Origin of the sequence: Kineosporia mesophila, from assembly GCF_021129235.1 — a bacterium.
Classification (GTDB): Bacteria; Actinomycetota; Actinomycetes; order Actinomycetales; family Kineosporiaceae; genus Kineosporia; species Kineosporia mesophila.
In genome coordinates this window covers 618340-633509 of the sequence record NZ_JAJOMA010000001.1, presented here as the reverse complement: position 1 = coordinate 633509, position 15170 = coordinate 618340, and the positions used below count along the sequence as shown (strand labels likewise).

1 protein-coding gene is annotated in these 15170 nt (G+C 70.2%); it reads right to left on the bottom strand.

Annotated elements, in window-relative coordinates; all coding sequences use genetic code 11:
* Positions 1-55 precede the first annotated feature (55 nt).
* Complete coding sequence (locus LR393_RS02375; protein WP_231481265.1) at positions 56-15154, bottom strand: WXG100-like domain-containing protein; 15099 nt, start codon at positions 15152-15154, stop codon at positions 56-58.
* Positions 15155-15170 lie beyond the last annotated feature (16 nt).

Genomic DNA, 15170 nt, shown 5'->3' with positions numbered 1-15170 from the left:
GAGCATGATCGCGAGCTCTCCTTCATCGAGAGCATGCTCTCGGAAAAGGAGAGCTTCAGGTGGCCGGGCCGCCCCAGGCCCAGCTCCCGTCGGGGACGGGTTCGCGGCTGATCTCCTCGGGGTCCTCCTCGAAACTCACCTCGGGGCTCTCGTCCACCTCCTCGATGCTGGTCGGCCGGATGACCTCCGGCGTTACCCGGGGCGGGCGCAGGTGCACCGGAAGCTCGGTGGAACGCAGGAGGATCGGGCTGAGCAGCCACCGTTCGCCGTGCGGGCCGCGCACCCGGACCAGGGCCCCGGCGCTCATCCGGAAGCTGGGGTGCCCCTCGCCGCCGACCGTCATCGCCGTGCCGAACCGCAGCAGTTCCCGGCGCTGGCTGTTGAGCACCCAGGTGTCGCCGACGGACGACGTCTCCCCCAGCAGTGGCATCGTGAAACCGGCGTGGTCGGCGCTGCTGAAGCCGAAGATCCCGGAGAACGAGAGGTTCTCGTTACGGAAGCGGCTGACCTGGTCGACCGCGCCGTCGTTATTGACCTCGATGTGGTCGATCGCCACGTTCAGGCTGTCTCGCACCGGGACCGCGCCGTACATCACCAGGTCGATCGAGACGCCCGAGACTCCCCGCCCGGACAGGAAGGGAGCCGTGGCGGGGTGGCGGACGAGGGTCAGGTCACCGGCGTGGACGAACTGGTTCAGCCGCAGGAACATGCCCTCGCTGGAGTCGTTCGTCTCCGGCAGCGAATTGCGCAGCCGGGTGCCGCCCACCTCGACCAGGACCTGGCGCAGTTCCGCGATGCCGTCGAACCGGTAAATCTGCACCGGCCGGGTCGGCTGCCACACCGGCTGGTTGAGCAGAGACCGCCAGGGCGCCGGCACCGGATCGAGATTGATGACCACGTCACCATTTCCGGGGGACGGGGGTTGCTGGACCGCCGGGATCGCGCTCAGCGGATCGGTGTCCAGCAGCAGGGGGGCGGGGACGTTCGGGGTCACCGGGTCGGGAGCGGTCTCCTGGTTGCTGAACCGGATCGTCACGTCGGCGCCGACCGTCTCCCGGTCCGACATCGTCCTCAGCAGGTCGAGCACCGGCGAGGTGAACGTGACCAGGTTGCCGTCGGTGACCCGCCACGCGGCCGACAGCACGATGGCCTCGGCCGCCACCCGCAGCACCCGTCCGACCAGGTGCGGCATCCCGAGCAGGGTCAGTGTGACCGCGAGCTGGGTGGCCACGGTGAGCACGGCCCGCCACCGCATCTCGCTCGTGACGCTCACGTCGAAGTCGTAGGGCACCTCGAACTCGCTGGAGTCGTGCATGCTCCGCTGCCAGGTCCGGGTCTCCCGGTTGGAGCGTTGCAGGTGGGTGAGGTCGACACGACGGCTGGCGTTCGCCGACGGCGTCAGCGAGTGCTCACCCCGGAGGATGCCGCCGCGGAGACTGAACGCGTGGGACCGGGACGATGTGGTCCCCACCTGAGTCGGGCCGGAGTCGCGCAGAGCGGTTCCGGAACCGGTGATGTGCGAGAACACGTTGTCCATGCCTCCGACAGCCACCGCGCGGCCTCGGAGGCTCCCCAGGCCGGCCGGGTTCCGGGGACGTGCCGTCAGGGTGATCGTGACCGTCCGCGGGCCGGACCACGAACGGTAGGTCTCGTGGAACTGGACCTTCCCGTTCGGCCCGGCGTTCACCAGGGTGCGCTGCCCGAGGGACGAGGCGTGCTCGTTGATCCGGGTGAGCAGACCGGGCGCATAGGTGGAAGTACCAGGACGGGTGATACCCGGCGCCACCCGCAGCAGCCGCCGCAGGATCGCCTTCTCCAGGGCCCGGCGCCCACCGGCCGGCTTCGTCTCGGTGACCGTGCCGTACCCGATCTCCCCGCCGCTCGCGACGTACCAGGTGGGCAGCTGCTGCGTCATCGCCGGCGCCGGGGTCAGGGCCGGACGGGCCCCGGGCAGCCGGCCCAGGTCCGGGTAGTTCTGCAGGTCGTTCTCGACCAGGTAGAACTCCACCGCCTCGTCCAGGTCGACGGCCCGGCTCCGGGCCGCGGGCGCGGTGAGCCCGGGCACCTGCGAGCCGATCAGGTTCCGGAACCCGGTGCGCACCGTGACCACGTACGTCACCCGGGCCAGGAAGCGCTGGCTGACCACGTCGTCCTCCACCGTCACCCGCATCACGGAGGTGCTGTCGCTGTGCACCTCGCTGCGCCGGCCGATCCGCCCCGCCTGGTACTGCCCGGTCAGCAGCACCGGGTCGTCCGGGTACCCCGACATCGACGGGCCGGTGTGCCCGGCCCGGGAAACGGTTTTCGCCTCGGAATGGGTGACGATCGACTGGAGCCAGCGCTCGCCGTCGAGTTTCGGGGGTTCGGGCAGGGCCCGCCCCTGGGTGAGGTAACCGCTGATCTCGATCTGGACGTCCTGGCCCAGCGCCCAGCCGGCCGTGGCCACGCCCTCGACCACCAGCGTGTCCCGGAACAACCGGAACTCCCCGGCCAGCAGGTGTTCCGGGGACAGAGCGGTCTGGATCACCTCCTGGGCCACGGAGTCCTCGCGGGTCAGGCTCTCCCCCACCACCGAGCGGCGGATCCAGCGGCCGGTGCCGCCGACCCCGTCCAGCACCGATGACAGCCAGTTGGGGGTGACAGAGGACGAGGTGGTGGACGAAGTGACTGGGTTGGTGGACGAGGTGGCTGGGTTGGTGGACGAGGTGGCTGGGTTGGTGGACGAGGTGGCTGGGTTGGTGGAGCTGGCCGGGCTGTTCAGGGGGACGCCCGGGGTGCCGTCCGGTACGCCGAGCAGGGAGCGGACGGTGCGTTGCAGGGCTCCGGCTCCCTCGACGCGGTCCACCAGCGCGGTCTCGGGCAGGATCAGCACCCCGGCGGCGCGGGCCTGGGCCGGGGTCGTGGCATCGAGCCGGGTCCGGTCCTGGGCCGTGACCGCGCGGGGCGTCGGCGCCACCGGCCGGGGAGCGCCCGAGGGCGTGGTCGTGGTCCGGAACGTCGGCACGCCGAGTTTCGCGACGCCGTGGTGCGGCCCGGTCCGGCGTGGGCTGCCGTAGCCGTACGAGATGGTCATCCGGTGCGTGACCGGCACCTCGTACCGTTCCGTGCCCTGCGAGGTGGGCGAGAGCAGGTAGTACTCGTGTCCGGTGCCGGCGGCCGAGTTCCGCGCGGTGGCCCGGCTCCCGCTGTGCGTGTAGTTCCAGCTGAAGTTCGTGCCGGTACCGGAGGCGGCCGAACCCCCGGTGCCGCCGAGCCCGTCGCCGGCCTCCCCTCCCTCCCCCGCGTGACCGGGGGCGATGACCTGTACGTCGTGGCCGGCGTCCGCCACCGTGCCCTGGGCCGAGACCCCGACGTTCCAGTCCGACGGGGTCTGGCTGAACGACTCCTCCCCCGGCACCGTCGAGCCGACGAAGTTCAGGGTCTGGGCCTTCGGCATCGGAAGCCCCTGCCGCACGCCCACCTCCGGATCGGCCGGGTCGAGGTACCGGCGTCGGGTGTGCAGGGTGACGGAGATCCGGTAGCTGTCGAAGGTCCCCGGCATCTCGAACACCGTCAGAGCGCCGCCGTCGATGGCGTCGTCCAGCCCGGCCCGCCGGCCGGCCCGCCCGCGCGCCTGGTCGAGCTTCTTCTGGTTCTGCAACCGCGCCGCCGCGACCGGGTCCGGGCCGACCACCGTGCGCACCGCCGCATTGTCGGTCAGGTGCTCGCCCAGGGCCCGCAGGGCACTGATCTCCGGACCGCCCGGAAGGAAACCCTTCTCCCGCAGAAACGTCTCCACTTCGTCCCACAAGGTCTCGGTGCCCGTCACGTCGAGCGGCGTGGTCGACATGCCCAGCGACCGCAGATGCAGCAGTTCCGGCGGCAGGTAACGGGTCTCGCGGGGTCCGGTGAGTGCGGCCCGCGGCGGGACCTGCAGGGTGGCCGGGTAGGCGGTGCCGCCGTCCAGCCGGGAACCGGCCGGCGGAGGCAGCGCGGGTCCCTCCGGACGCATCAGGGTCACGGTGAAACTCAGCCGGGTGACGCCCCGCGGGATCACCCCGGCGATCCGCAGCGAGCGCACCACCCGGGCGCTGCCTCCGGAGGTCAGGGTGTGTACGTAGTCGTAGTCGGTGCCGCCGCCGACGGAGAACTGGCCGACCGGCGTCTGCTGTCCCTCGGGGGCGAACAGGAACCCGACGTTGACGGTCAGGCCCGAGGCGTTCGTGGTGGTGGTCGCCAGCTGACTGCGCAGGGACCGCACGACGTACGACTCCAGGATGCCGTTGCCGACCGGCGGCCCGGCCGGGGTCAGCTCGTCCAGCAGGCGCACGGCGATCCGGAAGTAGCCCACGACGGTGCCCGCCCGGGTGTACAGCAGGGGCGTACCCGCGGTGTTGCCCTCGAGCATGAGCGGGACGAGGCCGGGCAGCTGGTCCTCGGCGACGAAGAAGTTGCGCAGGTCTTCCCAGGAGGTGTCGGACAGCGACGCGAGCTGGTCGCTGAACGAGTCGGCCAGGTCGTCGAAGAAGACGCCGACGTTCGGCAGTCCTTCCACCCCGAGCACCGGGGTGTCCTCGAGCATCGTCAGCTCCGGCATCGGTGGCGTCGGGTCGAGCGTGTCCGGCGATACCGCGAGGTGTTTCGGGAACCAGACCGACATCCGCGGGTCGGAGGTCAGCTCGTTCGCCGCCGGAGTCAGCGCCTGCCAGTCCGCCTCGGGCAGCGACTGCCCCGAGACCAGTTCCGGCAAGCCGCTGTTCAGGATCTGCAGCTGCCACTGCATGCGGTAACTGTACTTCCACGACCGTTCGCGGCTGCGCATGATCGTGTAGGCCTGCACGCTCACCGACGTGGTGATCTGCCGGGTCTGCTGGTTCATCACCACGGTGAACTGCGGGGTGAGCACGATCCGGCGCAGGTGCGGGAACCCGTCCACGGTGAACGAGTGCGAGTACTGGTACCGGCCGCCGCGCATGTTGCCCGACGACGACACACTGCCCAGCTCGGGCTGCCCGAACATCCAGCGCTGCACCCCGACCGGCGGGCCGTCCGGCAGGTCGTTCAGACCGGACTCCTCCAGCCGCGGGTCGCTGGTCACGAAACGCAGCACCGCCGGGTACTTGCGGCCCCGGTGGGTCACCGGCAGCGGCATGCCCGCCCGCGACGCCAGCGGCCCGGCCTTGCGCTGGAACCAGGCGTCGGTCAGCACCTCGCTCACGGACTTCCGGAATTCCGCACTGAATCCCCGGTTCCGCTCGACCTCGGTGACGACCTGGTCGCGCAGCCAGGCCGCCATCTCCGGTGGTACCGAGGCGAACGAGAGCGGGCGGGCCCCGTCGCGATTCTGGCCGAACGAGATCACCGTCGGGCTCAGTACGGGCTGCGGCATCTCGGTGATCTTCGGGCCCTCGGGAGAAGACGGCGGGGCGGTCCCGGAGTCGGATTCGGGCAGCTCCTCGATCCGGAGGTCGTCCCGGCCGTCCTGGACATACACCCGCCCGGCCTCGGAACCGGTGTCGTCGAGACCCGCGTTCAGAGTCTCCAGACCGGCGACGGCCGCCTCCAGCTCGGCGACCCGGTGGGCGAGGTCGGTGATCACGCCGGTCGCTTCGCTACCCAGGACCCCGCCGGCCTCGCGCCGGGCCTGGAGCAGATCGGCGGAACGCTCGATCGCGGTGACGGCCCTCCCGATCCGGGAAACGGCCTGCCCGGTGACCGAACCGGCGATGCTGACAACATCGTCCTTAATGGATTCCTCACCGATGCTCTCGGTTCCGTCCGGGTCCAGGCCGAAACTGGCTGCCAGCTCCGGCGGCAGGATCGGTTCCGGTGAGATCTCGCTGTCCTGGCCGGTCTCCAGGGACCGGACGACGTCTTCCAGCTCGCTCACGGCCAGTTCCAGCTCGGCCAGGCCACGCTCAGCCCCGGGACCATCGATGTTACCGGAGGCCGGATGCGTCCCCCATTCTTCGATCGCCAGCTCGACCGCACCGACCGCCCCCGCCAGCCGGCTCAGTGTCGGCCCGGACACCACCGGACCCGACGGACCCGAACCCGACTGCCCCGAACCTGAAGCCACCGGCCCGGACTCCACCGAGGTAGCCGTCACCCGCGTGGCCGGTGCCCCACCCCGCAGCCGCTGCGGCCAGCCCAGCCGGTCCAGGATCTGCTTCGCCTTCTCGATGCTCGACGAAACCCCCGGCACCGGCGCGTTCTGAAGGTCCAGCAGGTGCTGGGCCACCAATTCGGGCGTCGGCTTCCGGCGAGTGATGCCGTCAGGAATTGCCGGGGCGCTTCGATCGCGGGTGCGCCCGACCAGGTAGTCGTACTGACTGTTGACCTCGGCGAGCACGTCACCGAAGCCGGGGATCGCGAAGCCCGGACCGGGGGCAGGAACGAAAGGCGTCTCGGTGGAACGCAACAGGATGTTGGACAGGACGAACCGGGTGCCCTTCGGGCCGACCACCCGGAACAGCACCGCGGACTTCAGCCGGTTGCCCCGCAGCCCACCCACAGACATCTCCATCGGCGTCCCGAAACGAATCATTTCGCGGCGCTGGGTGTTCGAGGTGCTGACGTCTCCGGCGCCGCTGGTGCCCCCGAGGATCGAGAGGGTCGGGCCCGTCCGTTCGGCGTTCTTCTTGATCCCCGTCGCCGTCGTGAGACTGGTGACATTGGACAGCGTCGTGGTGTTCGTGACCCCGTCGTTGGACACCTCGATCCGGTCGACCGCGACGTCGCGGCTGCTCCGCTCGACCTCGGGCGAGTACAGCAGCATCTGGATCTGGGTACCCCGGGCCCCCGGCGCGGACAGGAACGAGGCCGTCGACGCCGGGTCGGTCGTGATCAGACTGCCGGAATCGACGAACTGGTTGAGCCGGATGTACATGCCCTCGCTGGAGGAGGAGGCACCCGGCACGTGCGTGCGCGTCCAGGACGGGTCCACCTCCACGAGAGCCTGCTCCAGCAGGGCGATGTCGTCGACGTGATAGATCTGCACCGGCCGCCGGGGCCGCCAGAGCCGTTCCGGGGCGAGCAGTCCGGAGAAGTCCTGCATCTGGATGACCGCGTCGCCGGGATTGCCCGTGACCACCACCGGCGCCGGGCGGGGATCGGTGCTCAACAGCGCCGGGGTGGTGATGAGCGGGGTGGAGACCTCACCTTCCGGTGAACTTTCGGCGTTCGAGATGCGGAGCACCGCGTCAGCGCGGATCACCGGCGGGGTCGCGGGGGCGGTCACGGTGGACGTCCGGTTCGCCTCCAGGTCCCGGAGCCGGCTGACGGCCGTCAGGGTACGGACGAACCCGCGGGCCGCCAGGTAGGCGATGTCGGCCGCCCAGCCGAAGCCGGTGAGGGTGGCGATGGCCCCCATCTGGACCGCGAGGGTGAGCAGGGCATGCATCATCTGCTCGTTCCGGGCCTCGACCGTGATGTCGTAACCGACCACGAACTCGCCGGTGTTGACCATCGTGCGGGTCCAGGTGCGGTTCTCCCGGGTCGAGTTCTGGATGCGCGCCACGTCCAGCCGCCGCTGGCCGGTGGCCGACGGGGTGAACGTGTGCCCACCGATGTTGGCGCCCGGCTTGAAATTCAGCTCCTGGGTGCGGGTCTGGATATCAGTGATCCGGGTGCGCCGTGGGGCAGTGGTATTGGTGCCGGGCGATCCGATGTGCGAGATGACGGTGTCCACCCCACCGCTGGTCTTCATCACCGGAGGCGCCGAGAGCAGGTGACCGGCCTTGCTCATGTCGACGACGTTGACCGGACGGCCGATCACGTTCCCCAGCGGCAGCCGGGGCCGCGCGTTCAGGGTCACGACTACCATCTGTGGGCCCCGCCACGAGCGGTAGACGAAGCGCAACTGCACCTTTCCCTGCGGCCCGTGGTGGATGAGGGTGCGCGCGCCCAGGGAGGTGGCGTACTCGTTGATCCGGGTCAGCACCCCGGGCGTGTAGTACGGCCCACCCGGCTGCGTCACTCCCGGCGCGACGCTCTCGGCCACGGCGACGACCTGGTCGTACAGCGCCCGGCTCCCGCCGGCCATCCGGACCTCGGTGACCGTGCCCGGACCCAGCTGACCGCCGGTGTTCACGAACCAGGACGAGGGCAGCCGCAGGTTCGAGGTGGTCGCGACCGGCAGGGGGCGCGCGACCTTGCCGGCGTCGCGCTGACGCACCAGGTCGGCCAGTTGCGGGTAGTTCACCAGGTCGTTGTCGACCAGGAAGAACTGCGCCCCGCCGGGCACGTCGATCGCTCCCTGGAAACGCGAGCCGCGCACCTGTCCCTGGGGTCGCACCGCTTCGGGAAGGAACGAGGCGAGTGAGACCAGCGCCTTCGATCCCAGCTCGGTCAGCGTCGTCACCGGCACGTTCCACAGACCGCTGTGCATCGTCACCACGTAGGTGGCGTGGGCCCGGAACCAGTGCGCGTCCACCGTGTCCTCGGTGGTCACGCGCATCGTGCTGGTGTTGTCGTTCGTCAGCTCACCGTGCTGCCCGCCCCGCCCGAACTGGTAGCCGCCCCCGGGACGGAAGACCCCGGTCGAGCGGACGCCGGTGGGGCCGCCCCGGGTGAGCCCGGTCTTCGTGAACCCCCGGGAGTTCGCGGTGGTCGACTGCAGCCAGCGCTCGCCGTCCAGAGGTGGCGGGGCGTCGAGCGCCTCGCCCTGACTCAGGTACCCCTCGATCACGAAGGTGACCTCGGTACCGGCCAGGAGGCCGGAACTGAAGACGCCCTCCACCACGTACGCGTCGCGGAAGATCCGCAGGGGGTTGGCGTGGAAGTGCTCGGACGAGGTCGCCGTCTGCAGCATCAGGTTCGGGTCGGACGCCTGGCCGGTGAGCGACTCGCCGGTCAGGGACTGCTTCGTCCACGCGCCCGGACCGGTGTGGGAGACCCAGCGGGCGGTGCCCTTCACGAGGCCGGAGAGCCAGCTCCCCGGTTCCGAAAGGGCCTGCGGCTGTTCCAGTCCGTTGCGGATCAGCTTCTGCACCGCCCCGCTGCCCGCCACCACGTCGGTCAGGGCGCTCTCCGGGATCACCATCAGGGTGAGGGCGTCGCGCTGGAGCTGGTTGAACGTGGTCAGGTCGATCGCGGTGAGCTGGGCGACGCTGAGGGCGGCCAGGTTGAGAGTGCCCAGTTCCGCCGGGGTGAGCCGCACCAGATTCAGCCGGCCCAGCTCGGCCGGGGTCAGGGCGGCCAGGTTCAGCTCGGCGATCTGCGCGGCCGGCATCGTGGCCAGGTCGGGCAGGCCGGGCTGCGGTAGAGCCCCGGTGATCAGACTGAGGGAGAGCGCCTGGTCCACCGGCAGCCCCGCCAGGTTCACCCGGACCAGCTGGGCCGGTGTGACCCCGAGATCCAGCAGCTGCCGGTTCTGTTCGGCGTTCGTCCCGGGAGCGGCGTCGAATTCTTCTCCGGTGAGGCCGATCCCGGTGAGCCCGGTGAGCTGCGACGGCAGCAGCCCGTCCAGGCGCAGGCCGTCGAGGTGTCCTGAGGTCAGCCAGCCCAGGTCGAGCTGCGCCACCTGGTCCAGCGTGATGCCGTCCAGACCCGATTCCGTGACCTCGTCCGGCGCGATCAGCCCCTGGTCCAGCGCCACCCGGGCGAGCGTCACGTCGCCCAGCCCCTGCTGCCGGATCCGGTCCGGGGTGAACCCGAGCTGGTTGAGACCGGCGACATCGGCGAGCGGCAGGCCCAGCGCGTCGAGGGAGTCCCACTGCTCCGGCTTCAGTTTCACCAGGTCCAGCGCCCGGGCCTGGCCGTCGGTCAGCTCGATGTCGTGCAGCCCGGCCAGCTGGTCCCGGCTCAGTCCCGCCGTCTTCAGCGAAACTAGCTGCGCGGGAGTGACCTTGACCCGGTGAGGGGGTGCGGGCAGTTTCGGCACCCGCAGTTCCAGCACTGTGCGGTCAAGAGGTCGAACCCCCCGGGGCACCACCGGCACCGGACGGGCTCCCACCGACGGCTGGGTGGTGGTGCGGAAGGTCGGAACGACGAGCTTGACCTCGCCGTTCACCGTCCGGGTGTCCGGCGATCCGCCCCAGGAGAACTCCATCGACATCGTGTGCGTGGCCGGGACCTGGAACAACTCACTGCCCTGGGCGGCCGGGCTCAGCAGGTAGTACTCGTGCCCGGTACCGAGACTCGATCCGGTGACGTCGGACGTGCTCTGCTGGTGCTGGATCTGGCCCCCGGCCTCGGCCCCCTCGTCCCATTGCCTCTGTCCCGGTGCCGCTGTACCCGTGTGCCCGCTACCGGACGCGTGAGCGTTCCACGACAACGGCGTCCGGCTGAACTGCTCGTCGCCGGGCATGGTCGACCCGACGAAGTTCAGCGTCTGGATGCGGGGGGCGGACCGCTGGTGCTCCACTCCGAGGTGGTCGCCCCCGGGCAGGTAGCGGCGCACCGTCTCGAGCGTGACCGAGATCTTCTGCATCCCGGCCGGTCCCGGAAGTTCGAACACCGTCATCGCACCGCCCTCGATGGCGTCGTCCAGGCTGCTGCGCAGTCCCGCCCGGCCACCGAGCTGGTCGAGTTTCTGCTGGTTGCGCAGCCGGGCCGTGGCCACCGGGTCGGGCCCCAGGACCGCCCGCGACACCGGGTTGTCGGCGATCCACTCACCCGCCTGGCGCAGGGTGCCCACCTCACCCGTCCCCGGCAGGAAACCGTGCTTACGCAGGGCGCTCTCGACCCAGGTGACCAGTCCGGCCGTCCCGTTCACCGCGACCGGTGTGGTGGAGATGCCCAGCGTGCGCAGGTGCAGAAGGTCTTGCGGCAGATACCGGTCGCCGGTCGTGGCCGGGTTGTTCGCCCCGGGGGCGGCCGGCTGCATCGCGCTGCGCTCGGGCACCTGGAGCACGACCTCGTAGGTGCGGGTCCCGTCCGCCAGCCGGGACCCCGGATCCGGCCGCTTCGGTGAGCCCTCCGGCGTCACCAGTTCCACGTCCAGATGAAAACTGGCCGTGACCCGGGGAATCAGGTTCGCCGTCCTCAGCGAGCGCACCAGCCGGTTGCTCGAGCCACCGGAGTTGGTGCTGTACGAGAACTGGTACTGCCCGTTGGCCCCGACCGTGACCTGCCCGATCGCCGGCCCGTTCTTCGGGCCGATGGTGAAGGTGAGGTCGGCCCCCAGCCCCGAGGCGTTGGTGGTCGTGGTGCTCAGCAGGGCCCTCAGCGAACGGACGATGTAAGCCTCCAGCACTCCGTTCTGCAGTGGCGCTTCGGTCGGGTTGAACTCGAACGCCAGGCGCGCCCCGACGCGCAGGTACCCCACCGCCGTACCGGCCTGCGTGGTCAGGATCGGCGAGGGAGCCTTGCCTCCCCACAGCATCAGCGGGAAGTTGCTGCGCAGGTCGCCGTCGCCGAGGAAGTTCCGCAGATCGGTCCAGGAGGTCTCCGACAGACCGCCGAGCCGGCTCCGGAAACCCTCGGCGACGTCCTGGAAGATCATCTCGGCCCGGGGGAAGTTCTCCGCGCCGAACAGCGGGAGGTCTTCGAGCATGCTGATCGTCGGCAGTTGCCCGCGGGTCACGGTGACCGGCTGCGTGAGGTGTTTCGGGAACCAGACGGAGATGTCGCTGTCGGCGTGCGGGGCGACGGCGACGTCTTCCCACCGGCCGTCCGGCAGTGGCTGCCCGCTGGTCAGGTCCGACAGCCGGTCCAGCATCTGGATCTGCCACTTGCTCGAGAACTGGTAGTGCCAGGTGCGTTCGCGGCTGCGCAGGATGCTGAACGCCTGCACGCTGGTGCCGGTCGTGGCCGTGCGCGTGGTCTGGTTCATCGTCAGCATCGGCTGCAGGGAGAGCGTGATCTCCTGGAGCATCGGCGCCCGTTCGCTGTCGATCCCGAAGGTGTGCGCGTGAGGGTAGCTGTACGAGCGCAGGGTCGAGGCGGTCTGGGTGTTCCCCAGCTCGGGAGTGCTGAACTGCCACCGCTGCACCGACACCGGAGGACCGTCCGTCAGCTCGTCCATCCCCGGATCGACCAGGTGCCCGTTCTCCAGCTCCCCCCGCACCATCGCGTACCGCACCTGGCCCTGGTGCTCGATCGCGACCAGGAAACCGGTGCCCGACAGCCACTGTTCCTGCCCGGTCTGGAACCAGCGCGCCGACACCACCGTGCGCACGTCCTGCGTCAGCGAGGCGTCCGGACCCCGGCTCCCGCCGATCTTCGCGATCACGGCGTCCTGCACCGCCGTCACCACGGCCGGCGGGGGCGGCTGGATGTGCACCATGCCGCGGGTGCCGTCACGGCCGGAGCCGAAGGTCTGGACGGCCGGCGGGAGAGCGGCGGGGTCGGGCGCCACCCCCTTGCCCTTGGTGTCCACCGGTACCGGCGGGGGGTCGAGGGCGAAGTCGCGGACCTTGACCTCGGGCTGCTCCAGGTCGGCCGGCGCCTCCGGCTGAGGGTCGAGGGCAAAGTCACGGACCCTGACCTCGGGCTGCTCCAGGTCGGCCGGCGCCTCCGGCTGAGGGTCGAGGGCAAAGTCACGGACCCTGACCTCAGGCTGCTCCAGGTCGGCCGGCGCCTCCGGCTGAGGGTCGAAGGCGAAGTCACGGACCCTGACCTCGGGTGGCTGGAGGTCGGCCGGGATCGGTGGCACGGGCGTCTTCTGGGTGGAGGACTCACCGGTCCGGGGGACGGCGGCGGGGTCGAGGGGCGCCCCGCCCTTGAGGCCCTGCTCGTATCCGAGCCGACGCAGGATCTCGCGGCCCAGGTCCGGGGTGGAGCGGATACCGGACACCTCGCCGAGCCGGATGTCCTTCTGGGTCTGGTACAGCTGCGTCCGGACCTCTTCGACGGTCGGTGGGGCGGCCGGGAGGTTGACCAGATCCTTGAACTGGCTCACCACCTGGGAGTGCACATGGCCGAGAACGTCATCGCCGACCTGGATCTCGGGCAGGGCGGACGGCGCCACGGGGATGCCTCCCGGCACCGCGAGACCCGGGGTCAGAGGCAGGAAGTGGAGGGGCCCGGCGATTTCCGGGATGCGGGGAAGGCCGCCCCGCGTGCCGTCGAGAAAGCGCACGCCCTGGCTGTCCACCACCACGTTCACGGCGTGGGCGGCCGGATCACCCGGAACCTGGAACACCACAGTCCCCTGCGACCCGACCGGCGCCGCGGCCATCGCCTGCTGGACGAACGTCAGGTTTTCCCCGCGGAACACCGGCACGGACTGACCGGCATCCAGGCCGAGCTGTTGCTGCTGCCAGGTGAGCAGGTTCTGGGTGGTGGCCGCGGCGTGGACGGGGGCGGCCGTCGTGATCGACGGCGGCGCAGTCAGCGTGGACGGGACCTGACCGCCGTTCTCGGCCAGCGACCGGCTGATCGTGATCACCGAGTCGACGCTGCCGATCCGGGGCACACGACGGTCGAGGAGACCGGGGTCGACCGTCCGCACGCCCGGGTAGTCCTGAAGCAGGAGCGGATCGGCCGGGGTGACGGAACCGGCTGGGGGAATCCGGGTCTCGAGGTCAGCCGCGGCCCAGCCGAACGAGGTGTCCACGTCGTAGGCGACCGGGCGCAACGGCGGTGGAACGTCCTGGAGCATCTGGACGGCCTGGTCGAGGGTGAACACCGAACCGTCCGGCGCGGGACGCAGATACAGGGTGCGGGCGGAACGGTCGCCCGGATCGGGGGTTCCGTCGACGGACACGCTGTCGAACGAGGTGACGGACGATGAGTCACTGAAGACCGGGTCGGTGGTGGTCAGGACTGTCTCGAAGGTGCCGGACCGGCCCGGCACCGTGAAGTCGGGTGCCGTGAAGTCGGGTGCCGTGAAGTCGGGTGCCGTGAAGTCCTGCTCACCGGGGAGATCGACGGTGACCGCCGGTCGTGCTACTGCGCCGACAGCCAGCGGGACGACGTCCACACCGATCTCCGGCCCCGTGATCGCGAACTGGCCGGAGAACGCCTGACCCCAGGTGAACGTCCCCTGTTCGATCTGGTCCAGTGTGAGCTGGAGATCAAGGTTGGGCGCAACGAAGGCGTCACCCGGACCACCCGCGCCGTTCAGACCACCCGCGCCGTTCAGACCACTGGCACTGTTCGGACCGCTGCCCCAACCGCCGTTCCAGCCACCGTTCGGGCTTCCGGTCTGGCTTTCGTCCTGACTGCCGGTCTGGCTTCCCTTCCGGCCCGGCCCTCCCCCGGAACCCTTGAGGCCGCCGGCCGGATCGGTATTCTTCCCGGCTCCCGCGCCCGGTGTCGGTACCGTGATGTTGTCGAGATCGGGCAGGTCCGGGTTCAGGCCCTTGTCGCCGAAGGAATTCCGGGCGCCCTTACCAATCTTGTTGCCCGTCAGCTCGTTCGCGGTCTCGGACGCACCGGCGGCCGCGTCCCACGGGGACAGCTCGATCGGGCCGCCCGAGGCCGCCGCACCACCGATCCCGCCGCCGAGGGTCTCCCCCGCCACCGAGATGCCCAGCGCCGACAGGATACCTGACCACTTCTTCACCGAGGCCTGGTCGAATCCGGCCTTGATCAGGGCATTCTCGATGCTCCCGAAAGCTCCGCGGACGGCGGGGATGACCGCACCGGCGACGAAGGCGCCGGCCGCCACCCCCATGATCGCGGAGTCCCGGGTCGAGCCGGTGTCCCACTCGTAGTCGTCCGGGTGCTCGAGCATCGACCACAGCTGGGAGGCGACGTCGAGACCTACCTGGAAGACCGTCATGTGCGCGATGAGTTTCATCGCGTTGAGCAGCTTCTGGAGGAGGAGCTCGATCACCGTCCGGGCCGCGGCCCGCGCCGCGGCCGCCTCCGCCGCCGACGCCCCTCCGGTGAAGAATGCTGTGATGGCGGCCTTGATCAGCTCGATCATCAGGTAGACGAGCGTGAGCACGGCCATGTGCTTCATGTACTCGACCTTGTAGGCCATCTGCCGCAGGCCCTTGGCATTGCCCCGGAAGAGTTGCTCCCCGACCTCGATGTAGCGCGGGTTGTCGACGATGAACTGCCTCATCGCCCGCTCGATCGCCCGGCCGGTCTTTCCCCGGGTGGCAGCCTGCAGGGCCCGCAGGGCCGAGGCCATGTCACCGGCAATCGGACCGGACAGCTGGGAGGCCATCTTCTCCGACTCCAGCGACTGAGCCAGCATCACCTTCTCGTCCGCCGCCGGCCAGGGCACCCCGGTCAGAGCGAGGAAGAGATACTTCACCCAGGTGGGGATCGGATCCATCCTCGCCCTTCCTTCC